Origin of the sequence: Hafnia paralvei ATCC 29927, assembly GCF_001655005.1 — a bacterium.
GTDB classification, from domain to species: domain Bacteria; phylum Pseudomonadota; class Gammaproteobacteria; order Enterobacterales; family Enterobacteriaceae; genus Hafnia; species Hafnia paralvei.
The window spans coordinates 24259-50090 of sequence record NZ_LXET01000020.1 but is presented as its reverse complement, the minus strand read 5'-3'; the positions used below and the strand labels follow the sequence as shown (position 1 = coordinate 50090).

28 protein-coding genes are annotated in these 25832 nt (G+C 49.1%); 8 read left to right on the top strand and 20 right to left on the bottom strand.

The features are described from left to right. The first annotated feature begins 68 nt into the window (after positions 1-68). Positions 69-242 carry a hypothetical protein gene (locus M988_RS06495; protein ID WP_008814053.1) on the top strand — a complete coding sequence of 58 codons (174 nt, stop codon included), beginning with the start codon at positions 69-71 and terminating at the stop codon, positions 240-242. A gap of 230 nt (positions 243-472) precedes the next feature. On the opposite strand, the gene M988_RS06490 is transcribed toward M988_RS06495, so the two are convergent. The 4 genes from M988_RS06490 to M988_RS06475 are packed head-to-tail and all read right to left on the bottom strand — an operon-like array spanning position 473 to position 4202. Beyond that, positions 473-997 carry a protein disulfide oxidoreductase gene (locus M988_RS06490; RefSeq protein ID WP_008814054.1) on the bottom strand — a complete coding sequence of 175 codons (525 nt, stop codon included), beginning with the start codon at positions 995-997 and terminating at the stop codon, positions 473-475. Next, positions 994-1737 carry a DsbA family protein gene (locus tag M988_RS06485; RefSeq protein ID WP_064573355.1) on the bottom strand — a complete coding sequence of 248 codons (744 nt, stop codon included), beginning with the start codon at positions 1735-1737 and terminating at the stop codon, positions 994-996. The genes M988_RS06490 and M988_RS06485 overlap by 4 nt, the downstream gene beginning before the upstream one ends. A 4-nt stretch (positions 1738-1741) precedes the next feature. Continuing rightward, the gene (locus M988_RS06480; protein WP_064573353.1) at positions 1742-3769 is read right to left on the bottom strand and encodes a protein-disulfide reductase DsbD family protein; all 2028 of its coding nucleotides are present in this window, start codon (positions 3767-3769) and stop codon (positions 1742-1744) included. A 52-nt stretch (positions 3770-3821) separates the two neighbouring features. Then, the gene (locus M988_RS06475) at positions 3822-4202 is read right to left on the bottom strand and encodes a hypothetical protein (protein WP_039185416.1); all 381 of its coding nucleotides are present in this window, start codon (positions 4200-4202) and stop codon (positions 3822-3824) included. A 257-nt stretch (positions 4203-4459) separates the two neighbouring features. Between M988_RS06475 and M988_RS06470 the strand changes: the two genes are divergently transcribed. From M988_RS06470 to M988_RS23240, 3 genes are all read left to right on the top strand, one after another. After that, a complete protein-coding gene (locus M988_RS06470) occupies positions 4460-4825 on the top strand; it encodes a DUF4186 domain-containing protein (protein WP_008814058.1) in 366 nt (121 codons plus the stop codon). A gap of 144 nt (positions 4826-4969) precedes the next feature. After that, positions 4970-5401: an acid resistance repetitive basic protein Asr gene (asr, locus tag M988_RS06465; protein ID WP_008814059.1), complete on the top strand. Its 432-nt coding sequence runs from the start codon at positions 4970-4972 to the stop codon at positions 5399-5401. 372 nt (positions 5402-5773) lie between these two features. After that, positions 5774-5905 (top strand): hypothetical protein, encoded by a 132-nt coding sequence (locus M988_RS23240; protein WP_020303658.1) that lies wholly within the window; start codon positions 5774-5776, stop codon positions 5903-5905. Positions 5906-6148: 243 nt separating this feature from the next. On the opposite strand, the gene M988_RS06460 is transcribed toward M988_RS23240, so the two are convergent. Then, on the bottom strand, positions 6149-6547 hold the full coding sequence (locus M988_RS06460) for a VOC family protein (protein WP_008814060.1): 399 nt from the start codon (positions 6545-6547) through the stop codon (positions 6149-6151). 215 nt (positions 6548-6762) lie between these two features. Between M988_RS06460 and M988_RS06455 the strand changes: the two genes are divergently transcribed. Continuing rightward, positions 6763-6984 (top strand): YgdI/YgdR family lipoprotein, encoded by a 222-nt coding sequence (locus tag M988_RS06455; protein ID WP_008814061.1) that lies wholly within the window; start codon positions 6763-6765, stop codon positions 6982-6984. A 64-nt stretch (positions 6985-7048) separates the two neighbouring features. On the opposite strand, the gene fabB is transcribed toward M988_RS06455, so the two are convergent. Next, on the bottom strand, positions 7049-8263 hold the full coding sequence (gene fabB / locus M988_RS06450; protein ID WP_008814062.1) for a beta-ketoacyl-ACP synthase I: 1215 nt from the start codon (positions 8261-8263) through the stop codon (positions 7049-7051). Positions 8264-8436: 173 nt separating this feature from the next. Here fabB and mnmC point away from each other — a divergent pair, with 173 nt between their 5' ends. Then, positions 8437-10455 carry a bifunctional tRNA (5-methylaminomethyl-2-thiouridine)(34)-methyltransferase MnmC2/FAD-dependent 5-carboxymethylaminomethyl-2-thiouridine(34) oxidoreductase MnmC1 gene (gene mnmC / locus M988_RS06445; RefSeq protein WP_064573344.1) on the top strand — a complete coding sequence of 673 codons (2019 nt, stop codon included), beginning with the start codon at positions 8437-8439 and terminating at the stop codon, positions 10453-10455. A 61-nt stretch (positions 10456-10516) separates the two neighbouring features. Here mnmC and M988_RS06440 read toward each other — a convergent pair whose 3' ends face one another. The 4 genes from M988_RS06440 to M988_RS06425 form a co-directional block, all read right to left on the bottom strand. Beyond that, entirely contained in the window at positions 10517-10867 is a 351-nt protein-coding gene (locus M988_RS06440) for a hypothetical protein (RefSeq protein ID WP_082919419.1), read from the bottom strand. Positions 10868-10942: 75 nt separating this feature from the next. Next, positions 10943-11221, bottom strand: a complete 279-nt coding sequence (locus M988_RS06435; protein WP_004092755.1) for a YfcL family protein — start codon at positions 11219-11221, stop codon at positions 10943-10945. A gap of 22 nt (positions 11222-11243) precedes the next feature. Then, complete coding sequence (locus tag M988_RS06430) at positions 11244-11798, bottom strand: elongation factor P hydroxylase (protein WP_020303657.1); 555 nt, start codon at positions 11796-11798, stop codon at positions 11244-11246. Positions 11799-11930: 132 nt separating this feature from the next. Then, positions 11931-12743, bottom strand: coding sequence for a sulfite exporter TauE/SafE family protein (locus tag M988_RS06425; protein ID WP_008814065.1), 813 nt, complete (start codon positions 12741-12743; stop codon positions 11931-11933). Positions 12744-12964: 221 nt separating this feature from the next. Here M988_RS06425 and cuyB point away from each other — a divergent pair, with 221 nt between their 5' ends. Further along, entirely contained in the window at positions 12965-13702 is a 738-nt protein-coding gene (gene cuyB / locus M988_RS06420) for a cysteate racemase (protein ID WP_064573342.1), read from the top strand. Here the strand turns inward: cuyB and hypT are convergent. The 7 genes from hypT to prmB form a co-directional block, all read right to left on the bottom strand. Continuing rightward, a complete protein-coding gene (gene hypT / locus M988_RS06415) occupies positions 13685-14581 on the bottom strand; it encodes a hypochlorite stress DNA-binding transcriptional regulator HypT (protein ID WP_064573340.1) in 897 nt (298 codons plus the stop codon). The two genes, cuyB and hypT, sit on opposite strands and share 18 nt — an antisense overlap. 84 nt (positions 14582-14665) lie before the next feature. After that, complete coding sequence (gene iadA / locus M988_RS06410) at positions 14666-15832, bottom strand: beta-aspartyl-peptidase (protein WP_199371996.1); 1167 nt, start codon at positions 15830-15832, stop codon at positions 14666-14668. Between the two features lie 10 nt (positions 15833-15842). Beyond that, positions 15843-16307: a YjiG family protein gene (locus M988_RS06405; protein WP_008814069.1), complete on the bottom strand. Its 465-nt coding sequence runs from the start codon at positions 16305-16307 to the stop codon at positions 15843-15845. A 4-nt stretch (positions 16308-16311) separates the two neighbouring features. Further along, a complete protein-coding gene (locus M988_RS06400) occupies positions 16312-16992 on the bottom strand; it encodes a nucleoside recognition domain-containing protein (protein ID WP_008814070.1) in 681 nt (226 codons plus the stop codon). 241 nt (positions 16993-17233) lie between these two features. Next, a complete protein-coding gene (gene mepA, locus M988_RS06395) occupies positions 17234-18061 on the bottom strand; it encodes a penicillin-insensitive murein endopeptidase (RefSeq protein WP_040012451.1) in 828 nt (275 codons plus the stop codon). A gap of 120 nt (positions 18062-18181) precedes the next feature. Next, positions 18182-19267: a chorismate synthase gene (aroC, locus tag M988_RS06390; protein WP_008814072.1), complete on the bottom strand. Its 1086-nt coding sequence runs from the start codon at positions 19265-19267 to the stop codon at positions 18182-18184. A gap of 139 nt (positions 19268-19406) precedes the next feature. Beyond that, positions 19407-20339, bottom strand: coding sequence for a 50S ribosomal protein L3 N(5)-glutamine methyltransferase (gene prmB, locus M988_RS06385; protein WP_008814073.1), 933 nt, complete (start codon positions 20337-20339; stop codon positions 19407-19409). A gap of 239 nt (positions 20340-20578) precedes the next feature. On the opposite strand from prmB, the gene smrB reads away from it, so the two are divergent. Further along, positions 20579-21121: an endonuclease SmrB gene (gene smrB / locus M988_RS06380; RefSeq protein ID WP_008814074.1), complete on the top strand. Its 543-nt coding sequence runs from the start codon at positions 20579-20581 to the stop codon at positions 21119-21121. 140 nt (positions 21122-21261) lie between these two features. On the opposite strand, the gene sixA is transcribed toward smrB, so the two are convergent. The 3 genes from sixA to fadI all read right to left on the bottom strand — a co-directional run bounded on the left by sixA (position 21262) and on the right by fadI (position 25599). After that, the gene (gene sixA / locus M988_RS06375; protein WP_008814075.1) at positions 21262-21744 is read right to left on the bottom strand and encodes a phosphohistidine phosphatase SixA; all 483 of its coding nucleotides are present in this window, start codon (positions 21742-21744) and stop codon (positions 21262-21264) included. Between the two features lie 379 nt (positions 21745-22123). Next, positions 22124-24271, bottom strand: coding sequence for a fatty acid oxidation complex subunit alpha FadJ (gene fadJ, locus M988_RS06370; RefSeq protein ID WP_064573338.1), 2148 nt, complete (start codon positions 24269-24271; stop codon positions 22124-22126). Then, positions 24271-25599, bottom strand: a complete 1329-nt coding sequence (fadI, locus tag M988_RS06365) for an acetyl-CoA C-acyltransferase FadI (protein ID WP_039185402.1) — start codon at positions 25597-25599, stop codon at positions 24271-24273. Before fadI ends, fadJ begins: the two co-directional genes overlap by 1 nt. Positions 25600-25832: the final 233 nt, after the last annotated feature.

Below are 25832 nucleotides of genomic sequence, written 5' to 3'. Positions count from 1 at the left end.
TTTCCTAATTTTCATGGCGTATGCTTTCCTCATTGCCCAACTTATTGGAATCTATAGAGGAACGAAAAATGAAAATCACGCTTGTCAGTATCAAATCCAACGCAAAAGACATCATCGCTAACTGCCGTATGTTATTTATGCTATTACGTCATCAAGCTGATGCCGCCATTCCAAGCAATCATGAAGAAATGTTTAAAGAACCCGAAAATGCCATGGTGAAAGCCGCAAGGAGAGTTTGTTGATTTCCCTTTAACCCGTCGATTTGCTAAATCCATCGACGGGTTAAACTCCTTTGTCGTATCGAAATTTCAATCCGCTTTTACAAACGCAACGCTCACCACGACCCCCTCCAATATCCCTCTAAGCAATTGATGAACGATATTGTGGTAACGCGCAGTATCACTGACCAACAGGACAGTAGTTTTACGCCGTCTCAACGAGCTTGCTGCATGATCAAGTCGATGAAAAGGCATTAATCGGCGAGGTTAGAGAAGATTCGAGCATCAGCCCACCACATTCTAAACTTAACTCCCCATGCGCTGCTCCATCCGCTGGTACTGCTCACCATTTTCCCTTGTTCAAGAATAACGAACGTTGGCGTCGCGCTAATGTTCCATTCAGCACTTAAACGTCCCAGTTCATCATTGACCACGGGGAAGGTTATGCCTTTGGCGGTCATCCCTCGCATCAGTCGTTCGTTATCTCCTGAGCGAATAGCTACGCTTAACACATTCATACCGTCTGAGTGTAGCCCTTCGACCATAGGTGAAGTGAGTTTGCAGACACCGCACCATGTGGCCCAAAAGTAAATCAGCAACGGTTTATCAGCGCTCAGTTCAGCCAAGGATACTGTTTGACCACTGATGAGAGTGACATCGGGTAAATGCATAATTTCCGGAGGCGTTGGCTTTCGCCACTGATCCATACCCCAAGAAAATGCGGCGAGAACAACGACAAAAATGGCCAGCTCTCTGACCCATTTTCTCCATTTTATCATGATGATTTCCGTGCTAATTCAGCCTTAATCAATTGCTCAAGATCCTCATAGCTAATTGCCCCTGGAATCATTTGATTTCCCACCAGCGTGGCAGGCGTCCCCTGAACGCCCAAGACGTCAGCTAAACGCAGGCTACTACGCACTTCATCCAAGGTTTTATCATCCACTTTAAGCGTGGCATTGCCCGTGGACTTGAGTGCGCTAGCAATACTGTCTTCGGTGTGATAGCCCTTTTTCGACATCAACCGTTGATGCAACGCTTCAAATCGAGCAGGATTTTGCTGCCACAGCGTTAACGCATACTGAGCAGAGCTTTGCGAGGTTTCCCCCTTAAATGGCAGCAGCTTAATCACCACGGCAACATCCGGATATTTTTTAACTATCTTCTCAAGCTGAGGATCAAATTGTTTGCAGTATGGACAGTTATAGTCAGTGAACGAAACCAGCGTTAGCTTGGCATTCTTAGCGCCGATACGCGGACTCGCTGCATCATTAAATAACGCATCTTTATTTTGCTCAATCACCTTCCCCAACTGTGCGCCAGTCTGTTCAGCACTTTGTTGCTGCCATGCCGCTACCGCCTCTTCTAGAATTTGTGGATTGTTTACCAACGTGTCGCGAATTAATTCACGTACCTGATTTTGTTGCTCGGTGGTTAAAGGTGCCGCTGTACCGCTGAAGCTAAGCATGGTCATTGCCAGTAAGGCGGTATTCATCAGCATTGTCATCGTCTTTTTCATGGCGTTATTCCTTAGCATTATTGAGCGTGTTGAGTAGGGTTTGACGGTCTAGCAGCGGGGATAACACCTCGCCGTTCGGCAGACCGGGGCCATAAATTTGGTTAAACGGTACGGCGACAGCGCCGCGCTGTTGCAAAAATTGAGTTATGGCGGGAGATGGTGTGGTCCAGTCACCGCGCAGGGCGACAACATCGGGTTCGTTTAAGGCCTGTTGTACATCATCACGTAGTAATACATTGTATTTGTTCGCTTTGCAGGTCACACACCAGTCAGCCGTGACATCCACAAACACCCGTTTATTCTCACGTAGCGCCTGAGTAATCGCTTGTTCGCTCAATGGCCGCCATTGCACGCTATCGGTCATAGGTGTGCGCCAACGCTCTGCGGTTAACGCGCCCGTTGCCAACACGACGCCAGCCAGTAGTAGCAAAACAGCGCCCCAAATTAACAATAGACGACGGCCATACTGGATCCCCGTCAGGATCAGCAAAGCCAACAGCAGCAACCCGCTGATTATCAGCACCACCACCACACCGGTATGTGCAGCAAGTAAGCTAATTAGCCATAGGCTAGACGCCAGCATCATCAGCCCTAGCACAATTCGCAGCCGATTCATCCACTGTCCCGGCTTAGGCAGTGCTTTGGCAACAAACGGGAAAGCGGCTATCAGCAACCATGGCAGGCTCATACCAATGCCCAACGCCGTAAACACCACCCAGAGCTCGGCGAGCGGTGCTGCTAGTGCGAATGCCAGTGCGGTTCCTAAAAACGGTGCAGAGCACGGCGTTGCCAACAATGTAGCAAAAACGCCTTGCCAGAAATGACCACCGCTGCCATGACCTCCCGCAGTGGCCAATCGAGTGGTGGTATTACTCCCTAACCGAATCGAGAAAAAGCCAAATAGGTTTGCACTAAAGAGAGCGGTGACCACAACCATTAGGCCGATAAACCACGGGCTTTGAAACTGAATTCCCCAACCAACCGCTTGCTGGCTCAGCCTTAGCCCTGTCATTAATCCAGCTAACGCCCAGAACGACACTAGAATGCCGCTGGCCGAAGCCAAAAATTGGCGGCGAACAACGCTGCGTTCGCGGTTCTCTAACTGAAGCACTGACCCGAGTTTCATAGCTAAAACAGGGAGCACGCAGGGCATCAGGTTAAGGATTAAGCCGCCTAATAGAGCAAGCAGGATAGCCGTTGATAGTCCTAGCGGTGAAGAGCCCGACGCTGGCAATACGTTACTCACAGCCATCGTCATCTGCTGAGCAATACCTGAATCGCTAAATACCATGCTGAGCGGTTTACCATCTAGATCAGGCGCACTGCCTTCCCAACCATCGGTCACATGCACCGTCGCTAAGAGCCGTTTTCCTTCTATCTTGATACTGGGTTTTGCAAAATCCGCGCCCTCTGGCACATCAAAGAAGACATCGGGCTTTTGCCAGCCCTCTTCACGTTCGGCACTCACACGCAGTTCACCCTTGATATATCCGGCCTGAGCCTGATGTACCATGCCAGAAGTTAGCGGCAGGGTTCCTTCTGCTCGAGTAAAAGCATGCTCAAATCCCTGCGGTGCAGGCTGGGTGAGATCTAAATCGAAGGGAAAATCGGTGAGCACACAAACGTTGCTACAGGTTGAAAGGGTAAGTACGCCCTGTAATCTCGTGGCCGTTTTCGGCACGTTTAACGTGATCGGAAAGACGGTATCTCCATGATATCCCTGAGTCGAGATACCAGAAACGTCAAAACGTTGCGGGGTTGGCCAGCGCCAATTCACGTGTTCAACAGAGGTTTGCCATTTGATTTCAGGGGCAATACCTCCCTCCCCCGGCGAACGCCAGTAGGTTTTCCAGCCGTCACTTAACCGCACGTCGAGCAGCAAACGAACGGTACCCTCCTCGGGTTGACTCGTGCTTATTTGCACGCGGGCATGGCTATTGTTTGGGTCTTGCAGCCAACCGCTATCAGCCGCCCAAGATGCGGGTAGCCACAGGCACAGGCTAAACGCCAGCGCCCTCAAAAATAGGTACATAGATTTTCTCCAAAAATAATGTTGCTACGTTAACAATCAATAACGCAGTAATTTATTCTCGGAAGACGCAAAGCCGGAGATGCACCCGTAATCGGGGTAAAGAAACCGCACGCGGCGGGGGAATAAGGGAGTATAAACGCCGTGCAGGCTCAAGCAGCAAGGCCACAAACAGCAGCAGAGCGAAAAACAAATGTTCAACCGCCATGCTATTCGCCGCCAGCAATGATTTAGCACTTAATTCGCAGGGGGAAATGGGGAGTTCTTGGTTGCCAACGCCCAGAGGCGCTACGGCAGTTTGAGTCGCAGTAATATCATCGGTCGGGAGGTATTTGCTAAGCATGTGCATGCCAGCCATGCGCTGCGTTGTACACGTGAGTACAACCAGACAAGCTAGAATTAAAAACCACTTGGCCACACGCTGCCGCTGAACCATACACCCCTAAAATTAAAAAAACCGAAAACATTAGATTGGCTTATCTTACCTTGCAAGTAAGGATAAACAAGCCATTAGCAATAACTTTACGTTTATGACGTCGATAGACACTTGTTCCGCTGGTTCCCCTAGGGTTAATGCTGATCGTTTAAGAGAGCGAGATACACGGGGCCAACATTAGCCCCTAGGGTTGCTTTTTTTGCTGGGCAAGAGGATCGTATTTCTGTTCGTTCCCCCGCAATATGTAGGATTTTGTTGTGTATCAATCTGCTGAAAATATCTGGACTCGCCTACAACGCTCTCCATTCCGCATGAAGTTTCATCTCAATGCTAAAGACAACGCTTATCTGCAGCAAAAAGGAACTGCGGTTATTTTGTCTCATGCTTATGACTTTATAGACGCGCGTCTAGCGCCTGCATATCCAGACAATGACGGCAAACAAACGCCAATGCGTGGGCATCCCGTGTTTGTTGCTCAGCATGCGACGGCAACCTGCTGCCGCGGATGCTTAGAGAAATGGCATAAGATCCCACAAGGAAAAACATTAAACGAAGAGGAAAAACAGTATGTTGTGAGCTTCATTGCCCACTGGATTGAACACGAAACCAGCGGTCACCCCTAAAGATTTACCCAACTTTATACGCTTTGTACATGCCGTTACGTACCGACACCAAACACTTACGGAAAGTTAACATCCATCCTCCTATTATTCATTCACCGGCTCCACCAAGGGGCTTATGAAAAACAAATTCTTGAGGAATGGAAAATGAAAAAAGTTTTAGCTCTGGTTGTTGCTGCTACTATGGGTCTGTCTTCTGTTGCTTTCGCTGCTGAAACAACCGCCGCACCTGCTGCTCCGGCTGCATCTTCAACGACCGCTGCCGCACCTGCTGCCAAAGCAACCAGCACAACGCATCACAAAAAAGCTAAGCACCACAAGAAAGCAGCTACCACCGAGCAAAAAGCTCAGGCTGCCAAAAAACACGCTAAAAAAGCGCCAGTAGCTCAGAAAGCCCAGGCGGCTAAAAAAGCTCAACACCACAAAAAAGCAGCGCCAGTAGCTCAGAAAGCTCAGGCAGCTAAAAAAGCTCAACACCACAAAAAAGCGGCGCCAGTAGCTCAGAAAGCTCAGGCGGCTAAAAAAACTCAGCACCACAAAAAAGCAGCACCAGCAACCGCAGCAGCACCAAAAGCATAAGTAAAAGTTTAGACAGCATTAAGGCCACGGAATAATCTGTGGCCTTAACTTTTACAGCTAGCGAATTTCGCTAGGAATATACCATTACCCCATCACAACGCCTAACTCTACTATTCAATTCACACGAAACTGCGACGCCTATTTCTCTAAATTAAAAACTGTTCTTTTAATAAAAAGCATATCAATCATAGTGTAATATAAATGCCCTATGACACGAGCATAAAAACAAGAACGGCCCCCTTATTGTATAAGGTTATCCTTCCTGTTTAAAATACGAAAAATAAAGCACCATTTATTATTCTGATAAGAGAAACATAAGAATAAACCATATTTTACATTGATGCATTTCGTTTTATTCACAGGGAAATTGATATGGTCATTTTAACCAGCATTCTATTAAAAATATTTTTTAAGCAACTGACGCTACGCGATGCCGCGGCTATAGCCGCTCATCTTGTGGTTATTGTTTTTATTTTTGAACAACTCATCGCCATTGATATATAAAATACAAATTAAAAAAACAAAAGCATATTAAAAATTAATTAAAATGCAACACGTAAGCCCAAATGGACTCACGTCAAGTTTAGATCTTATTTCATCAGTGCATGATAATTCATCAATATAACGGGAAAATCATATCGTATGGATATTTTGCGAATGCCAATAATGCACCTCATGAGAAGTACATTTAAGCACATATGCATCTTGGCTCAGGCAAAACTGTCACATTATTTCATTCTACTGCACCTAACGATCCCAACCCGAATTCTGTAGCACAACACGGTAACCATCCGGATCGGCGAAAGTTTTACCATTCAGATCCCAATAAGGATTATACGAGTCTTCGGCAATAAAACCCGCACGTTCCATTTGTGCACATGCCGTACGCCATTCCCGCTCATCGGGGATGTAAAACACCAGTAAATTATCCTGCGATGGGGCATCTGGCACAGAAGTTCCACGATGATGAGTAAATTCAAGATGATATGCATGGTTTTGGTGGCCTAAAATTACCCCATCAAACCCCTGATGATCGTCAAAACTTCCCAAAACCTCAAAGCCCAGCCCGTCTTGGTACATCTGAGCAATCTGGCTAAGACGGTTTGTTGGGCGAGCAATACGTAATCGACTATTTTTATTTAGCATTTTACTCTCCATGTTTTAGCTCTTAATCGTAGACGATAATCCTCTACTTCACCGCCCCAGGTGGATATCTCAATGGAAAACCCACTGCTAGCATCCCTTTTAGCGATACATTTGACATGATTTGTAAGGATTTTTTCATTTTAGCAGGCGAAGCGTATTGCTACGGCTTGTTATGATCTATGCTTGTAACAGACCCACTCAAAGGACGCTATAAAATGAAAAAAATGATTTCTATGCTGTGTATTGGTGCAGCGGTATTGATGGTTGCCGGCTGCTCAAGCGACTATGTGATGTCGACTAAATCGGGAGAGATGATTGTCACGCAGGGTAAACCCAAAATTGATAAAGATACCGGCATGACTAGCTACGTCGATCAGGATGGCGTCAATCGCCAGATCAACACCAATGACGTGGCCCAAATGATTGAAAAAGAATAATTTAAGCTGATAAAAAAGCAAAAAACCCGCTTACGCGGGTTTTTTTATACCATCAGTAAACTGATTATTTCTGGAATTTTTTCATTACCAGAGTGGCGTTAGTACCACCGAAGCCAAAGCTGTTAGACATCACGGTGGTCAGATCGCGCTGAGTTGGCTCAGTAACGATGTTCATACCCTGAGCCTGTTCATCCAATTCTTCGATGTTAATGCTTGGCGCTACGAAGCCGTGTTCCAGCATCAGCAAGGTATAGATAGCCTCGTGAACACCAGCAGCGCCCAGCGCATGGCCAGTCATCGCTTTAGTAGACGAAATTGCTGGCGTGTTATCACCGAAAACTTCACGAATTGCACCTAGTTCTTTCACGTCGCCTACCGGTGTAGAAGTGCCGTGAACGTTCAGGTAATCAACAGGAGCATCCAGATCTTTCATTGCCATACGCATGCAACGCGCAGCACCTTCGCCTGAAGGAGCAACCATGTCGTAGCCGTCAGACGTTGCGCCATAGCCAACGATTTCAGCGTAGATGTGTGCGCCACGAGCCAGAGCGTGCTCCAGTTCTTCAACAACAACGATACCGCCGCCGCCGGAGATAACGAAACCGTCGCGCTTGGTGTCATAAGTACGTGAAGCTTTGTCTGGGGTTTCATTGTACTGAGTAGAAAGCGCGCCCATAGCGTCAAATTCACACGCCAGTTCCCAGCACAGCTCTTCACCGCCGCCAGCAAAAACAACGTCCTGCTTGCCTAACTGAATCATCTCTACTGCGTTACCGATACAGTGAGCAGAAGTCGCACACGCAGAGCTGATGGAATAGTTTACGCCACGGATTTTGAACGGTGTCGCCAAACACGCTGACACGCCAGAACCCATTGCTTTAGTGACCATGTATGGGCCAACGCCACGCAGACCGCGCGAACGCATACCGTCTGCGCCCGCGACTTGGTTGCGTGGAGAACCACCGCCGGAGCCAACGATCAGGCCAGTACGGTCGTTAGAGACCATATCATCAGCCAGACCAGAATCTTTAATCGCTTCCTGCATGGAGAGGTAAGCGTAAATTGATGCATCACTCATGAAGCGCATCACTTTACGGTCAATCATGCCGGTGGTATCCAGCTTGATGTTGCCCCATACGTGGCTACGCATACCGGCCTCTTTAAGTTCAGGCGCGAAGGTGATACCCGAACGCCCTTCTTTCAGAGACGCCAGAACCTCCTGCTGGTTGTTACCGATGCTGGAAACAACGCCCAAGCCAGTAATTACTGCACGTTTCATGTCTTAACCTCTTACACAGATATTGTTCATTCGGGATTTTGAGACGCACTTTAGCGTACACTTGTACGCCGAGCAAGTCCGATCAGATGTGGTTGAACCAGATGGACGCATATTTGCTGTCCCTGTCAGAGCCCGTTAAAATCCCTTTATATCTGTATTTAGAGTAAAAAATCGTGAGCCACTCCCCGATCCAAAGCGCAAAATTAAGTTGGAATGAACAAGGTACACCTGTTTCGCAACAGTTTGATGACGTCTATTTTTCCAATCAGGACGGGCTCTCCGAAACCCGTTACGTATTTTTGCAGGGTAATCATCTAGCAGAACGCTGGCAGCAAGCACAACAGCGTACTTTCGCCGTGGCCGAAACGGGGTTTGGTACCGGTCTTAATTTTTTAACACTATGGCAAGCCTTTGATGCATTTAGAAAACAGCATCCTGAGAGCCCATTCAATCATCTACATTATGTTAGCTTCGAAAAATATCCTTTACTGTCTGACGATCTGGCCGCCGCACACGCCCGTTGGCCTGAGTTAAAGGATTTCAGTGAACAGCTGTGCGCTATTTGGCCGGCGGCTTTACCAGGATGCCACCGCCTATTTTTAGCCGATGGGCACATTACGCTCGATCTATGGTTTGGCGATGTTAATGAACTCATTCCTGCCCTGCCATACAGTCTCTATGGTCAGATCGATGCCTGGTTTTTAGATGGCTTTGCTCCATCGAAAAATCCAGATATGTGGACACCGGCACTTTTTAACACCATGGTTAAGCTGGCCAAAAAAGACGGCACCTTTGCCACTTTCACCGCAGCAGGTTTTGTTCGTCGTGGTTTGCAAGAAGCGGGCTTTGAAGTACAGCGCGTCAAAGGTTTCGGGCAAAAACGGGAAATGTTGACAGGCACGCGTGCTGAACCGCTGACAGCATCGCCATTAGCCCCGTGGTTCGCTCGCCCTCAAGCCAGCAACCCGCAAGATATTGCGTTGATTGGCGGCGGTATTGCCTCTGCACTTACGGCGCTGGCCCTGCTCAAACGCGGCAGTAAAGTCACCCTGTATTGTGCTGATGCTAAACCCGCGCTGGGGGCATCCGGTAATCGTCAAGGGGCACTTTATCCGCTGCTCAACGGGCGCAACAACCCCCTTGAGCGTTTTTTCATCTCTGCTTTTGCCTTCGCTCGTCGGCAATATGATGATTTCGCGAATCTCGGGTTGGCTTTTGATCACCAGTGGTGCGGTGTCACTCAGCTAGGCTGGGATGAGAAAAGTAGTCATAAAATTGCACAAATCCTCGCTACAGATTGGCCGAATTGGCTTGCTGAAAAAGGCGATGCGGCTGCGCTCACAGGGCTAACCGGCGTAGATATTCCTCATGATGGGCTCACCTATAGCGCTGGCGGCTGGCTCTGCCCTTCTCAGCTGACTCAAGTCGCTATCGACTTAGCTCGACAACAAGGTCTAGTAGTACATTTTGACACTGAGCTTACGCAACTGACCCAAAACAGCGATGGTTGGCAACTCACATTCCATCATGGCGACATCCAGCAGCATAGCTGTGTGGTGCTGGCCAATGGACATCGGTTGAATCATTTCACTCAAACCGAAGCGCTACCGCTTTCAGCGGTGCGTGGTCAAGTCAGTCATATTCCAACCACTGAGACATTAAGGCAGCTCAAGCAGGTACTGTGCTACGACGGTTATCTAACCCCAGCCAATCCGGCTAATGCTCACCACTGTATCGGTGCCAGCTATCAGCGTAACAATACCGATCTGTGTTTCTCCAACGCCGATCAGCAAGAAAACCGTGATCGTCTGCTGAAATGTCTGCCACAAGTGGAATGGCCACATGAAGTCGATATTTCAGATAATGAAGCCCGCGTCGGCGTGCGATGCGCTATTCGCGATCATATGCCAATGGTAGGCGCTGTACCCCATTATGCGGCTACGCTTGAACAGTATCAGGATTTAATGACACAAAAAACTGTCCCAGAATCCGTAGTTTCAGCACCTATTTATCCCGACCTGTTTATGATTGGTGGCCTAGGTTCTCGCGGTTTATGCAGCGCTCCGCTATGTGCAGAAATCCTGGCTGGACAAATTTATGGCGAAGCACTACCGGTCGAACAAGATGTATTAGACGCGTTAAATCCGAATCGGATGTGGGTGAGGAAATTACTGAAGGGAAAAGCGGTATAGTCGCCTAAATAACATGAAGCGCCGTTTTATAAACTCGTTAATAAAACGGCGCTTCATGTTGCTATCTCGCGACCTGACAAAGGATGTAAAGCCCTACTAATGGAAAGCCAATTAATATAAATCTCGCCAATGCATAAAAAGAATACATGCGGGTCATCTGCAGTGATTTATTAGAAATAGTTTTCAAAATTTTACGAAAATAGATAACGAATCCCAACGAATAGAGAGGCCATAGCGAAGCAACCCAGTGAGCGAGTGAAGCCCCACCCAATAGAAACAAAATAAGCGGAATAGCAAAGAAAATAGCGACGCCAATATTATCTATTTTCTTCAGTTTATCTCGAATGAACAGATCATTTTTCATGATCGTTGTTTTAGAAAGCGCTTTAGATTTTACGTCATCCTGATCCATACATAATCACTCCATGATAGTACGGTATACTTAAATACGATGGCGCAAACGCGTCACGCCATCGTATTTCATCGCCTAACTCGCTAAAACCTTAGCAAACAGCGATTCCCACATGTTATTAACCAAAATCTGATCCGGAGGCGAAAGCTCACCGGCTTTGATAGCCTTATCTAGACTATGTTGGACAGCGTCTTTCAACGCCGCTGGCGTATGCTCGCCATCGGCTTCCAATTCAGCGACCGCCAGCGTTAAATGCCCACGCAGATAGCCTCCGGCAAATAGTTCGTCATCGCTGGCGTGCTCAACCATGTCATCAATCAGCGCCAGAATGCGGGTTTCAAAATCTGCGATCATCGGGGGTCCTCTGGATTATTTATTACAAATCTTCCGGATAGGGAAACCTATCAGCGGTTAGCGTTGGCGTATTGTAAAACGATTGTAACGCCTGAATAAAGCGCGCTGGACGCTCAGGGATACCGTTTTCTAAATACCACAATACCTGCTCACGCACTTTTCTCTGAAACGCGATGCGATCGGGGTCGAAATCCCCTTCAAGGTTGTCGCAACTGACGTTAAATGGATAGCCCGCCGCTTCACAAAATAACCAGTCAAACGCCTGAGGCTTAATCTCTACAACTTCAAATTCACACTGGGTTTTCGCATCGCGCCCGTCTGGACAATACCAATAGCCATAATCAACCTGCTGACGCCGTGCGGCTCCCGCAATACACCAATGAGAAATTTCATGTAGCGCACTGGCGTAAAAGCCATGAGCAAACACGATACGATGGAAAGGTGACGTTTCGTCTGCGGGCAGATAAATCGGCTCGTCATCACCGGCTACGAGTTGAGTTTGATAGTCGTCGCTGAATGTCTGGTTAAACAGGTCGATTAGCTGCTGAAAATGATGTTCTATTTGGGTTTGAGACATGATGGCCGTCGATAAAAAAATCATTAAAAAACGGCACCGCTTAAACGATGCCGTTAACCTGACAAAATTATCTCACGCTCCAAGGCGCCTTGCACCACCAATAACGTTAATACACAATTATTGTATGGATAATTAAAGCCAGTGGCTTAACCATTGAGTAATTTCTGTACCATGGTTGTCATACATTAGCTTACAGGTCATGGCGAGTGAGACCAGTACAATCATCGGGCGGATCAGCTTTTGTCCTTTGCTTAACACCATTTTGGCTCCGGTTCTGGCTCCAATAACTTGCCCCACCAGCATAACAAGGCCAATCGACCAAATCACTTTACCGCCAAGCATGAAGAACAACAGCGCGGCAAGATTAGAGGTAAAATTTAATACCTTCGCGTGGGCGGTGGATTTCGCCAGATTAAATCCACACAGCGTGACATAAGCGAGGGCATAAAATGACCCTGCTCCGGGGCCGAAGAAACCATCATAAAATCCAACACAGCAGCCTGCCACAATGGCAAAGGGAATATAGGATAGACGACGCTGTCGATCCGATTCGCCAAGACGCGGCGTCAGCAGAAAGTAGATGCCGATCCCTGCAACTAGTATCGGCAGCAACTGGCGCAAAATATCAGCGCGCATGTTCTGCACTAAAATTGAGCCAATCATTGAACCAATAAATGTCAGCGCAATAACCAATTTCTGATCGTTAAGGTCGACGGCTTTACGTCGAATAAAATAGAGACTCGCGGAGAAAGATCCCCCGACCGACTGCAGTTTATTGGTGGCGAGTGCCTGTGCGGGAGGAACACCAACAGCCAGCAGAGCAGGTACCGTTAACAATCCGCCACCGCCCGCAATGGAATCAATAAAACCAGCCAGCATGGCGACAAAAAAAAGTATCCCTAACATTTCAGGACTTACTGGCAGCCCATTAATAAAGTCCATCATTTCGTCTACCTTCCGCCTAAATATATTTAATTAACGGCCAGAATCTTATTTTAATTGGCTGTACACACTACGCTTTGTGTCATCAAAAAGAAATATTCATGTATACGCATATCATGCTATGCATTTTACGCATTGCTACTAAATAAACAGCATTTATTCTTTTAACTTCAGACTGATAGTGTTTATTCCAGACTCTGGTTTATCAGAAAAGGATAAGCGAAATGCAACACACTATTGGTATCCTGGGCGGAATGGGACCAGCAGCCACGGCGGATATGTTGAATAAATTTGTACGCTTCAGACATGCGGGGCAAGACCAACAACACATTCCTATTATTGCCTGCTCAATACCGGATATTCCCGATCGCAGCGCATGTTTGCTCTCCGGAGGCCCTTCTCCTTACGACTATCTAGAGCGTTATCTGCACATGCTGGAAACCGCCGGTGCTGAATGCATCGTGATCCCCTGCAACACCGCGCATTACTGGTTTGATCGTTTGCAACACAGCGCGCATGCAGAAATGATCAATATCTTAGATGCCACACTGGCAGAACTTCCCCACGCTAGCCAAACCGTTGGTCTACTCGCGACGGACGCTACGTTGGCAACCGGACTTTATCAACATAAGTTGGATCAACAGGGGCGAACGCTATGTGTTCCCGAAGGCGATGGGCAGAGCGCGGTGATGCAGGCTATTTATGCCTATAAAGCTGGCGATATCGCGTTATCACAGGCGCTACTGTTTCCACAGGTAGAGGCCTTAATGACACGTGGGGCGGATATTATCATTATGGGCTGCACCGAAATCCCCTTGATTATCGGTGCCGAAGAAGCCCGCTTTAACTGTGGATTTATTGATTCCACGGCCGCGTTGGTGCGTGCCGCGATTCGCTGGTACGAAGCAAAAAATGGCGAAACGGTGTTGAACGCTCAGCCAGAGCTAGCGAGCATGGAATAGATTCTTCAGATCCCGCCAAAAATTTTCGGCGGTGATACTCATACGCGTGTCCATCCGATACGCATAGGCATAAATGGGGATAGTCAGCGCTTCATTATCCAAACGAACCAGCTTACCCTGCTCTAACTCTTGCACCACAGAGCAGTCTGGTAGCCAAGCAACGCCCGAGCCATCTAACGCCAGCTGTTTTAGCAATTCACTCATCGATGAAACAAAAACGGTCCGGAAGCTGAGATGGGTATTCTTGGCTAACATACGGTTCACCAACCTTCCCATGTAAGAAGATTGGCTATAATTCAGTAATGGAAAATCCTGTTGGTCCAAGGTGTACAGCGGTTTTCCTTGTAAGTCACTCGCGCAAACCGGGAAAAGCTGAGCTTCAAACAGGTGAATATGAGCGAAAGGCGCCTGTAGTAAATATTCGTCATGATAAGAGAGAATAAAATCGCTTTTCCCTTCTCGCAGCGTATTTACCGCGCTGTCGACGTCAATAGCCTCCACTGAGTAAGCAAAATGGTTGGGCATCTCTTTAACAATCGAAGGCAATAATCCCAAAGAAAGCGAATGAGCCGCCGCAATCTTGATTTTATGCTCGATGAAGTCACTTCCGCCGCGTAGCTCAGTGAGATTACTTTCCAACTGTTGCAGAAGATTTCTTACCTGAGAGTGGAACACCTTCCCCGGCTCGGTCAACTGAAGCGGTGAGACATCGCGGTTAAACAGGGAAACACCTGCCGCCTGCTCTAAAGAGCGGATGCGCCGACTGAATGCGGGCTGTGACACGTTGCGTTTGATTGCCGACTGAGAGAAGTTACGGCACTCCTCCAACGTGAGAAAGTCATACAACCATTTCGTTTCTATATTGTGCACTATGCTCATCTCAATTCCTGTTGTCGCACCGAGTCTCCTCTCATAAACATACCATTATCATGAGACGCAACGCGACAACAGACAAACAGTGAGTTATTCGAAGGTCCCTTTCACGCAAGCGTTCCCCTCTTGTACCATCAGACGCCCACGGGCATAGACCTGATGGATTGCCAAATCGGGAGTTAACACCACGAAATCGGCGTCTTTACCCACGGCAATCTCTCCCTTGGTTTCCAGACCAAGGAACTTAGCGACACTACGGGTAAACGGTACCAACGCATCTGCTAAGGTCATATCCTGCTCTTTCACCAAGGCAACCAGCGTCTCTAACAAGCTGCTGAAACCTGCGACACCAATGCCAGTGAGGTTCCCCTGCGCATCAAAAACAGGCTGGCTACCATTACCGTCCGAACTCACGGAAAGCAAATCAAGCGCAACACCGCGCTCCACGGCGCGCTTAACCGCCTGAGAAGGGGTAACCGGCCCAGGTATCCCGCTGGTAATATCGATATGACCACCTTTGAGCGCAAATTCGATAGCCGCATCAAACAAAGTTTCGCTACGGTTAACATGAGTGGGTAACAGCTTATTCATTGGAACATCGCTGTTTTCAAGAATGGCATACAGCGGTGCTAAGCCTTTCTTACTGCTGCCCATGTGGAACACGCTGATACCCGCCTTATTCCCCAATAGCCCCCCCACTCTCGCCTGAGCGGCCATATTGGCTAATGAAGAATCATTAGGTGCCGAAGAACGGTGATCGGACACAGCACACTTCACGCCGATGATTCTGTCGATCAGTGCGACATCACGTTCAATGCTGCCAGTAATGGTGGGAGAAGGAATGCTATAAGCGCCCGTAAGCATATAAGCCGTAATACCTTCGTCGTTAAGCGCGCGTGTTTTTGCCAGTAGCGCTTCAGGATGTCTAGTCACAGAGTCCGTGCCTAACAAACCAATTGCCGTGGTAATCCCCGCCTCAACCAGTTTGGATAAGCCCACTTCTGGCGTTCGTGTTGCAGGCCCCGCCTCGCCACCGCCACCAATTAAATGAATATGCTGATCGATAAATCCCGGGCATAGCGTTAAACCATGCAGATCGATAATCTGACAGTCGGGTAAAACATCGGCGGAAATTTGTGGCTCAATGGCCACCACTTTTCCGGCAACCAGCAATACATCCTGAATGCCAAGCGCCTGAGGTGCATATACCTGTGCACCGCGCAGCAGCGTAAATCCTGCGGAAGTTAAGTCCATCACCTGTTCCTCGTTATCTCACAATCAACTGCATGACCCAGATAGACAGCAGCGAGTTAATCACGCAAACGCCAATAATATGGGGGTAATATTTCGCGTTAACCTCAGCCGTACCCAAGCAGCGCCCCACGTTTTGCACCGGATTTCCCATCAAATAAATCGCGGGCAGCAATACGGTAACGTCATGACCACTTAACGTTCCGGCGGTGACTAAGCTGGCTGCAACACCTACCGCACCGCCCATACTGAGCAGTGATGCCAGCAACACAGTAGCGGCTTCGCCCGGTAATCCCCAGAACGCCATCACTGGCTGACAAACTTGGCCGACCAAATCGAGTAATCCGGTAATTTTCAGCGCTTGAATAATCACAAACGCCATCACGACATTTGGCAAAAGGTTGGTTGTCGCAATGGTGAATCCGCGGCGTGCACCGTCAATAAAGAGATCCATTACGTTTTTACGCACTTGTGTCGTCATTTTATTATTCCTTATTATTCACAGTGCGGTGTTCTGCGAAATTAATATAAACACGAAGAATGTTCGCGCCAACGAATTTAAACAATAAAATAACACCTAGGGGAACAATGACCGAGGTACCTAAAAAAGCAAATACGGCTACGCCCGAAGAGAAGTAATTAGTAATGATTGCACTACCGCTAGTTTGATAAGCAGCAAAAATAACTTTCTCTTGTTCGGTGATTTCTCCTTCTTCAGCTAACTCTTTAGTCATCCCCGCGGCCGCATCGGTGTTTTGCAGGTTGGCAATCAGTGCTAGTGAACAAATTCCTGGAATGCCCAGAATCGGACGTAAAATCGGCGTCATGAGTTGCTGCGCAGCCCGCAGCCCCCCTAAACCATCGGTGACAGAAATAATCCCTAGAGACAAAATAACTGATGGAGCGAGTTCTAAGGCAAAAAGAAACCCATCTTTTGCGCCGGTCCCATTCACGCCTCTGAACGTAACCGCGGTAGTCGCGCTATCGCCATTAACATGTCCGAACGACCCATTCAAAACAGTGAAGTCAAATACACGCCACCAGCCATCACTGCCGGAAAACATACCTGAGAAAAATATAATGGTGAGAAAAAAAGAAAAATAACCCACCCATGTCACTTTTAATTTCTGGCTGGGTGCAGCCAGCTCCGCTTCCTGATGTTTCATAATTACCCTGTCCTGTGTTAAATACTATATTTCCGATAAAATTCATTATTGATGTAAATATATTTCGTGCTTCTATGAGCACTTATTACAAAAATAACCCAGCCATAAGGCTAGTTTCGAACATACCATGCGATTAATAACTCAGGAAAATGCAAGAATGTATTTTGCTATGCAAAAAACGCATAACGGCAAGAAAGTGGGATATAAAAAACGCCCCTCGACGGGGCGTTTATGGCAAGGATTAACCTGCGAAGTGCCTGTCCAACAAGGCCTGACATGACGGATACAGCGGCGGCGGAGCAGAAGGTTTTGACGGTTTGCTGCCCGGAGGTGGCGGCTGGAACCAGCTTGCCAGTTCGGCACCACAGCCATCTCCGGCCGGAGGTGGCGTCTGATCCTGACACTCAAGGCTGCTTGCCGGACAGCGCAAACGCACGTGCATATGAGCCCGATGAGCAAACCAAGGACGAACCTTACGCAGCCAATCACGATCGGCACCGGCGGTGTCACACAGTTTTTGCTTAATAGCCGGATTGACGAAAATGCGCGTCACGTCGTCATCTTTTGCCGCGAGCTTAATCAATTCGCCCGTATCATCGCTCCACAGCGCAGGAATAACGTTTCGTCCATTGACGGCAACTAAATCAATCGGCTTCGGCTTCAGCAACTGCTGCTGACTCCAGCGCTGCTTTGGCAGCTGTAACCAAATATCGACATCCAACCCTGACTGATGACTCGCATGACCGCTGCTGAAACGCCCACCAGCGGGCATTGCCATATCACCAATCAACAAAGTCCCCATTTGGCGCTGACTCACTTCACTACTGAGACGATTAATAAAAGCCAGTAAATCAGGATGACCGTAATAGCGATGCTGATCGGGCCGCATCACCTGATAATCATCAGCTTGCAACGGTAATGGATTAGCCCCCACAATACAGCCATTGGCAAAGCCGCCTATGGCCTGCGCCGCTCCCGGGACCGGTTTTGTGATCTGTTGCCACGGTGTCAGCGCCATCGCCTGAGCACTCATCGCCAGCGCGCAGGCACCCAGTAGCCAGAATTTCATTTTCTTCATATCAATGAGCCTGCCATGATTATTCGTATCCATTCTTTCCATCTGCATACAAATACAGCCCTTACCCTGCGCAAAGCAATGTCTTGAAGCGCTTAAGATGACGCATATTTTTTACCAGCGTGGAACGTCTGAAACCACATCTCCGCACTGTGCTCTTTGACGCAACAAATGATCCATCAGCACAATCGCCATCATCGCTTCGGCAATTGGCACCGCACGGATCCCAACGCAGGGATCGTGACGACCACGCGTAACCATTTCAACCGCTTCACCTTGGCGATTGATCGTTTTCCCCGGCACCATAATGCTGGACGTGGGCTTCAATGCGAGATGCGCGATAATATCCTGACCGCTGCTGATCCCCCCCAAAATGCCGCCTGCATGGTTGCTTTGGAAGCCTTCTGGCGTGATCTCATCACGGTTCTCGCTACCACGCTTGTTTACCACCGCAAAACCATCACCGATTTCCACGCCTTTCACAGCGTTAATGCTCATCAGCGCATGAGCCAAATCCGCATCCAAACGATCGAATACCGGCTCACCTAAACCTACTGGAACTTTTTCAGCCACCACGGTGACTTTGGCACCAATGGAGTCGCCCTCTTTTTTCAGCGCGCGCATCAGCTCATCCAGCGCCTCCAGTTTCGAAGGATCAGGGCAGAAGAAAGGGTTTTGCTCAACCTGCTCCCAATCTTTAATCTCACAGGAAATATCACCGATCTGCGCTAAACAGCCACGGATTTGCACACCATATTTTTCTTTCAGGTATTTTTTCGCGATGGCACCTGCGGCCACACGCATAGCAGTCTCACGTGCAGAGGAACGACCGCCGCCACGATAGTCACGAGTGCCGTACTTTTGTTCATAGGTATAATCTGCATGACCCGGACGGAATAAATCTTTGATCGCACCGTAGTCCTGAGAACGCTGGTCAGTATTTTCAATGATTAAACCAATGCTAGTGCCGGTGGTGATCCCTTCAAATACACCTGAAAGGATACGCACCTGATCCGGCTCACGGCGCTGCGTAGTGTAGCGCGAGGTCCCCGGACGGCGGCGATCCAGATCGTGTTGCAGATCGGCCTCTGTCAGAGGAATACCTGGCGGCACTCCGTCAACGATGCAGCCTAATGCGATACCGTGTGATTCACCGAACGTAGTGACACGGAAAAATTGCCCAATGCTATTGCCTGCCATGCGCGGCTCCTTAGCGTTGTTTTCTGACTTTGCAGATGAATGTTGTGTTTTTTTGTGGGGTGAATGAGACATTAAGCCCATTCATCCTCCCCCGGTTCGCAAGGGGAGGCGCAAATCGAAATTTGCGGAACGTCTGCTGCTACGACCGATAGAGTGCAAAGTGTGGTGCACAGTCAATCAGCTGTTGTTTGGTCAGCATAAATACGCCGTCACCGCCGTTTTCGAATTCTAACCAAACGAACGGAATATCAGGATACTGTTCCATCAGGTGCACCATACTGTTACCCACTTCGCAAATCAGCACACCGTCATCGGTCAAATAATCTGGAGCGCACGCTAAAATGCGTCGAGTCAACTTCAGACCATCACTGCCTGCGGCCAGCCCCAGCTCAGGCTCGAAGCGGAACTCTTCCGGCAGATCGGACATATCTTCTTCATCCACATACGGTGGATTAGTCACGATCAGATCGTACTGAAGCGGTGGCAGCTCGCGGAACAGATCGGAACGGATCGGGGTAACGCTCTGATCCAAACCATGTTCCTGAATATTTTGCTCGGTCACAGACAGTACGTCGGTTGAAATATCTACCGCATCGACTTCGGCGTCTGGGAATGCATAAGCACAGGCGATAGCGATACAACCGCTGCCGGTGCACATGTCCAGAATATGGCTTGGGTTGTGGTTAATAATGCCGCTAAAGCGGTTATCGATCAGCTCGCCAATCGGTGAGCGAGGCACCAGAACGCGCTCGTCAACATAGAACTCATGGCCACAGAACCATGCTTTATTGGTCAGATAAGCGACCGGAATACGATCGTTCACGCGGCGGATCACGCGCTCAACAATGCGATGACGCTCACTTAGCGTCAAACGCGCGGTGCGCATATCTTCTGGAATATCCATTGGCAGGTACAAGGTTGGCAACACCAGTTGCACCGCTTCGTCCCACGGATTATCTGTGCCGTGGCCATAATAGATATTCGCTGCATTAAAACGGCTGACGGTCCAGCGCAGCATATCTTGGATGGTATGCAGCTCATTCACCGCTTCATCGACGAAAATCTTGTCCAAATTAGCCTCCAACAGACCTGTCTATGACTGAATACCGCCTAAAAAGGCGCCATTAAGTCTAAATAATGAGAAAAGTAAGCAATCCCGTAGTTTGCCATGAAGAGCCCCACAAATCAGCAGGAATATAGTCTGAGAGATACCTCAGTGGCGCTAGAAGATAAGATTGATGACGAGTTTTATTTAGATGCCGCGAGAACTTTAGTTACACTATCCCTAAGAGTGACTAAGGCAGATTGATAATGAAGAAAAATAAAACGATCAGCGGTGAGGATGCCGCACTGTTTCGTGAGTCCATCAGCGGCGCACGTAAGATCGCGCAAGACACCGTGGTACATCGCCCTAAGCGCAGTACCCGAAAAATTGCGCCTGAAAAAATGCTGCAAGAACAAATTGACGCTAGCTTCTATTTTTCCGATGAATTTCAACCGCAGCTCGACAGTGATGGGCCAACGCGTTATATCCGGCCTGACGCCAATCATTTTGAGCTAAAGAAACTGCGCCGCGGCGATTATTCACCCGAATTATTTTTAGATCTGCATGGGCTCACCCAAATGCAGGCTAAGCAAGAATTAGGTGCGCTGATCGCCGCCTGCCGCCGTGAACACGTCCACTGTGCCTGCGTCATGCACGGACACGGTAAACACGTCCTCAAACAGCAAACGCCGCTCTGGCTAGCTCAGCATCCAGACGTTGTTGCATTTCATCAGGCGTCACGTGAATGGGGAGGAGATGCCGCCTTATTAGTGCTGATAGAAATCGACGAGCGTGAAGAGCGCCGCTGATGCAGCAAAAATGATGAGTATGACAGGGTTAGGCGGTTTCAAGTTGCAGAGAGGCGGTAATAGAGTCAGCCCCTAAAACTTACATTGGTAAGTGGTTAGGGCGCATGAACGCATCTGCAGCTTGAAAGATGAAGTGGATATTAAGCCTTAGCCATCACCTGCGCGGGTCCAACCTGCCAGTCAAACACGCCACGCTCTGTGGTTACGTCAAAAGAAACGCCGGCAATAGCCGAAGTGGCAAACATGGGAGGGGCTTCTTCAGGGCACAGTTCTGAAACCAGATAACCCACCAACGGCAGATGAGAGATAACCAGTACGCTACCGATACCCGTTTTGGCCAGTGCCTCGAGATAGCAACCCACCATAGCAGCATCGCCGCCCGGTGTGAGCTCCGGCATCACTTCAACGTCGTCCGGTAACGCCAGTCCTTCGCGTACTGCCGCTAGCGTTTGCTGGGCGCGCAGATAAGGGCTCACCAAAACCTTTTCAATCTTACATGATTGCGTTTGTAGCCAAGAGGCCATACAGACTGATTCATCGTGACCACGGGTCGTCAGAGGCCTGATTGAATCGCTAGCTGCTTCGAGAGCGGCCTCACCATGACGCATAATAAAAACTTGCATATTGCACCGCTATTGTTGGCTGAATCCTACACCGTTTCGCCGATTGGCGTGTAAACGGTCGGGCATTCTGCCTGATTCGACACAGAATTAACACGCAAAAGTGATGCGCATTAATCACGCGGACTGGATCGCTTCCGCGTGGGGTAGAGATAACAGCACACATAACAGCTGTTTATCTTTTATCCAATATCTAAATATACTACTAAACGGAGCGTGGCGCACCTGCCCCACTCCGTTAGCCCAACGCCGTAAACTACCCTGAGCAGAATTATCTGTACAGAGTCTGACCGTGAAAGAGTTGCAAGCAGTGATCGGCCTCTCATTCCCAAATAAAGACTCACAGCCAAACGATCTTCATTTCTCTATGCAACTCTGATGGTTACAAATAAAAGCGCTGATTTTGCTCTTGCATTGCCAATAACTTGTCACATGGAGCGAAATGCGAACCATAGCGTTGAGCTAATGTTTGCAGCGTATTGACAACGTTATCAATACCTAAGCGATCCATATAGCGGAATGGACCACCGAGGAATGGCGGGAAACCTATACCAAATACTGCGCCAATATCACCATCGCGCGCACTGCGGATAATATTTTCATCCAAGCAGCGTGCCGCTTCGTTGAGCATCAGCATGACGCAGCGCTGGAAAATTTCTTTTTCATTCATTTGCGGTTTTGGCGTCACTCGCAACAATGGGTAAACCGATACATCCACCTCTTTTTTCCCTTTTTTGCCCTTGTTCTTGTAGAGATAGAACCCTCGACCATTCTTGCGTCCTTTGCGGTCATCCTGAATCAACGCATCAAATGCCGGCGGAGCAGCAAATCGATCGCCTAATTCAGCCACCAAAATAGGGATAATTTTCGTACCAACGTCGATCCCAACTTCATCTAGCAGAGCAAATGGTCCAATAGGGAATCCCCCTTTCACCATCGCTTGATCGATGCCGTTGATCGATTCGCCCTCTAACAGACAGCGTGCCGCCTCACTGATATACGGGGCCAAAATACGGTTTACATAGAAACCGGCGCGATCGCCAACGACGATCGCCGTTTTCCCCTGCTTTTGTGCTAGAGCAACCGTAGTAGCAATAGTGACTTCGCTAGTTCCCGCATGCGGAATGACTTCTACCAACGGCATTTTATCGACTGGACTAAAATAGTGCAGACCAATCACCTGCTCTGGTCTTTGTGATAACGCCGCGATTTGAGCAATAGGTAAAGAAGAGGTATTCGATGCGAAAACCGTATGCGTCGCACAATAGCGCTCAACGTCCGCCACCATTTGCTGCTTGAGCTTAAGATCCTCAAACACCGCCTCAATCACCACATCCATCTGATGAAAACCGCTATAGTCTGTGCAACCTGATAACAGTTGCATCTGTTTTTGCCGCTCAGATGGGCGCATACGACGAGCGCGAACCCGCTTGGTCAACGCATCCCAGCTGTAGCTTAACGCGTGGCTAATCCCCTTCTCGCTAATATCTTTGATGCGCACAGGTAAACCGCCTCGTATTGCTGTCACACAGGCAATCCCTCCGCCCATCAGCCCGCCGCCCAAGACACCTACGTGGCGTATAGCCTGTGGCTTAGCAGTGCCTCCAGCCTCTTTCTTCAGCGAAGTAGAAGCAAAGAATAAACTTCGCAGCGCGGCGGACTCAGGCGTCATCACTAATTCACCAAAGGCCTTAGCCTCTGCCTCGTAGCCGCTGGTGCTGCCGTGTTCCAAGCCTTGGCGTACGACCTGAATGATTTTTTCCGCCGCGGGATAGTTGCCCTGCGTTTTCGCTAAGGTTTTCTTACGCACGATGTTAAACAGCAGAGAACGCCCCAGAGGGCCATTCAGCAAGCGCTCCATCACTGGCAGTTCAGGGCGCGTGCGCCAGCCCTGTCGCGCCAGTTGAATCGCGCTTTCCAACAGGATCGAGGCGGGAACGGCATCATCTACCAGCCCCATCTTCAGCGCCTGTTTAGCGCGAACATGTCGCCCCGTCAGCATCAAGTCCAATGCCTGTGAAGCACCAATTAAACGTGGCAACCGCTGAGTGCCACCCGATCCTGGTAATAAGCCGAGCTGTACTTCGGGTAGCCCCAGCGCAGTTTTGTCATCTAAAGAACAGATTCTGCGGTGGCAAGCTAACGCGAGCTCTAAACCGCCCCCTAGGCAGGCACCATGAATGGCGGCAACCACGGGAATAGACAGCGCGGCGATCTTCGCCAGCGTAACCTGCCCTTTCTGTGCCAGCATGCGTGCCTGCTGCTCGCTTTGGCACGCATCAAGCATGGTGATATCGGCACCGGCAATAAACGAATCAGGTTTGCCCGAGATAATCACCAAGCCCTGAAGCTTATGTTTTTGCGCCTGTTGTAAAACGTCATCCACCTGCTGAACAAATTCGGCTTTCAACGTATTCACGCGCTCATCCGGCACATCGATGGTGATAAGACCAATGTCGTTATCCACTACGCTAAAGCGGAAGGCGCTTGGCTTAGCGTCCTGCATGAGAGGGTATTCTTGTGCAGACATTACTCCACCTCCACGATCATGGCAGCGCCGAGGCCACCCGCGGCGCAGGCCGTGGTTAGGCCAAGACCACCGCCGCGACGACGCAGTTCATTCAACGTTTGGGTAATCATACGAGCGCCAGTGGCAGCAAATGGGTGCCCATAGGCAATTGAGCCGCCTAGAACGTTGAATTTATCCATGTCGACTTCACCAATCGCGCGATCACGCCCAAGTTTTTCACGCGCAAATTCATCGCTGGCAAACATTTTCAGGTTCGCCAGCGTTTGCGATGCGAAAGCTTCATGCATATCGATCAAAGTTAAATCCTGCAGCGTGATCCCCGCGCGGTCTAGTGCCAGCGGCGTTGCATATGATGGCCCGAGCAGCATGTCCTCCCAAACATCGATGGCAGAAAAAGCAAAACTGCGCAGATAGCCTAGCGGTGTCAGCCCAAGTTCACGGGCGCGGGATTCACTCATCATCAGCACTGCTGCGGCACCGTCGGTTAAAGGAGTACTGTTGGCCGCCGTAACGCTACCGTGGCGGCGATCAAACGCAGGTTTCAGCTTGCTATAGGAAGCTAAAGTGGAATCGCCGCGCACGTTGTTGTCTTTATCCAGCGACTGCTGGTACGGAGGAATATAGGCGGTGATCACTTCATCGCGCAGCACGCCGGACTCCCATGCTTTGGCAGCCAAAGTATGGGAACGGTGCGCCAAGGCATCTTGTTCCTCTCGGCTAATATGGTGGCTTTTCGCCATTTGTTCTGCAGTATCCCCCATGCGCAAACCGGTTGAATACTCAGCGACCGCGGGAGGAACAGGAAGTAAATCACGCAGTTTCAGCTTACTGAACAACTTGAGCCGCTGAGACAACGTTCGGGCTTTATTGGCATCGACCAGCGTGCGCGCTAAAGCCTTGCTCACGCCGATGGGCAGCACTGAGGAAGAATCCGCACCACCGGCAATACCGACAGAAATTGAGCCAGCCATAATGCTCTCTGCCACATTGGCGATCGCTTGAAAGCTGGTAGCGCAGGCACGCGATACGCTGTAGGCATCGGTGTGAATACTCATTCCGGTGCCTAACACGATTTCACGTGCAATATTCGGCGCTTCGGGCATCTGCACAACCTGACCAAAAACCAACTGATCGATAACGTCAGGAGAAATATTACTGCGAGCCAGCAGCTCACTCACCACCATATTGCCTAACTCTACGGCCGGAATTCCATGAAATGCGGTGGCTTGGCGGGCAAACGGCGTTCTCAGCCCCTGCACAATGGCAATACGATCACCCGAACGGGTTGTCAAAGCCAACGGGGATGATAAAGGAAGTGCCTGACTCATTTTGAGCTCCTGCGCAATACGACAAAAATATTAAAAATGTAACCATTCCCTGAATTGTAAAGACCACGGAGCGCGATACCCGCGTGGCATTTAGTAAACAGGTCTGACCTGATGACGTAAATTCTTAACTCAATTTTTACATTTCGCAAACAAGAAAAGGCAAAAACTGAGAGCAGGAACAGGTTTCTTTGCGGGAGAAAGAGGGGGCAGTGAAAAAGGTATGTCGGAATCGA

What these genes read in the sequence shown, in the direction of transcription:
- smrB (WP_008814074.1), top strand. Translation starts at nt 20,579, where the DNA reads ATGAAGAAAAATAAAACGATCAGCGGTGAGGATGCCGCACTGTTTCGT.
- mepA (WP_040012451.1), bottom strand. Translation starts at nt 18,061, where the DNA reads ATGAAATTCTGGCTACTGGGTGCCTGCGCGCTGGCGATGAGTGCTCAG.
- sixA (WP_008814075.1), bottom strand. Translation starts at nt 21,744, where the DNA reads ATGCAAGTTTTTATTATGCGTCATGGTGAGGCCGCTCTCGAAGCAGCT.
- M988_RS06485 (WP_064573355.1), bottom strand. Translation starts at nt 1,737, where the DNA reads ATGAAAAAGACGATGACAATGCTGATGAATACCGCCTTACTGGCAATG.
- M988_RS23240 (WP_020303658.1), top strand. Translation starts at nt 5,774, where the DNA reads ATGGTCATTTTAACCAGCATTCTATTAAAAATATTTTTTAAGCAACTG.
- M988_RS06440 (WP_082919419.1), bottom strand. Translation starts at nt 10,867, where the DNA reads ATGGATCAGGATGACGTAAAATCTAAAGCGCTTTCTAAAACAACGATC.
- cuyB (WP_064573342.1), top strand. Translation starts at nt 12,965, where the DNA reads ATGCAACACACTATTGGTATCCTGGGCGGAATGGGACCAGCAGCCACG.
- M988_RS06490 (WP_008814054.1), bottom strand. Translation starts at nt 997, where the DNA reads ATGATAAAATGGAGAAAATGGGTCAGAGAGCTGGCCATTTTTGTCGTT.
- M988_RS06460 (WP_008814060.1), bottom strand. Translation starts at nt 6,547, where the DNA reads ATGCTAAATAAAAATAGTCGATTACGTATTGCTCGCCCAACAAACCGT.
- M988_RS06405 (WP_008814069.1), bottom strand. Translation starts at nt 16,307, where the DNA reads ATGACGACACAAGTGCGTAAAAACGTAATGGATCTCTTTATTGACGGT.
- M988_RS06425 (WP_008814065.1), bottom strand. Translation starts at nt 12,743, where the DNA reads ATGATGGACTTTATTAATGGGCTGCCAGTAAGTCCTGAAATGTTAGGG.
- M988_RS06435 (WP_004092755.1), bottom strand. Translation starts at nt 11,221, where the DNA reads ATGATCGCAGATTTTGAAACCCGCATTCTGGCGCTGATTGATGACATG.
- M988_RS06475 (WP_039185416.1), bottom strand. Translation starts at nt 4,202, where the DNA reads ATGGTTCAGCGGCAGCGTGTGGCCAAGTGGTTTTTAATTCTAGCTTGT.
- M988_RS06495 (WP_008814053.1), top strand. Translation starts at nt 69, where the DNA reads ATGAAAATCACGCTTGTCAGTATCAAATCCAACGCAAAAGACATCATC.
- M988_RS06455 (WP_008814061.1), top strand. Translation starts at nt 6,763, where the DNA reads ATGAAAAAAATGATTTCTATGCTGTGTATTGGTGCAGCGGTATTGATG.
- fabB (WP_008814062.1), bottom strand. Translation starts at nt 8,263, where the DNA reads ATGAAACGTGCAGTAATTACTGGCTTGGGCGTTGTTTCCAGCATCGGT.
- M988_RS06400 (WP_008814070.1), bottom strand. Translation starts at nt 16,992, where the DNA reads ATGAAACATCAGGAAGCGGAGCTGGCTGCACCCAGCCAGAAATTAAAA.
- fadJ (WP_064573338.1), bottom strand. Translation starts at nt 24,271, where the DNA reads ATGTCTGCACAAGAATACCCTCTCATGCAGGACGCTAAGCCAAGCGCC.
- asr (WP_008814059.1), top strand. Translation starts at nt 4,970, where the DNA reads ATGAAAAAAGTTTTAGCTCTGGTTGTTGCTGCTACTATGGGTCTGTCT.
- M988_RS06480 (WP_064573353.1), bottom strand. Translation starts at nt 3,769, where the DNA reads ATGTACCTATTTTTGAGGGCGCTGGCGTTTAGCCTGTGCCTGTGGCTA.
- hypT (WP_064573340.1), bottom strand. Translation starts at nt 14,581, where the DNA reads ATGAGCATAGTGCACAATATAGAAACGAAATGGTTGTATGACTTTCTC.
- M988_RS06430 (WP_020303657.1), bottom strand. Translation starts at nt 11,798, where the DNA reads ATGTCTCAAACCCAAATAGAACATCATTTTCAGCAGCTAATCGACCTG.
- fadI (WP_039185402.1), bottom strand. Translation starts at nt 25,599, where the DNA reads ATGAGTCAGGCACTTCCTTTATCATCCCCGTTGGCTTTGACAACCCGT.
- aroC (WP_008814072.1), bottom strand. Translation starts at nt 19,267, where the DNA reads ATGGCAGGCAATAGCATTGGGCAATTTTTCCGTGTCACTACGTTCGGT.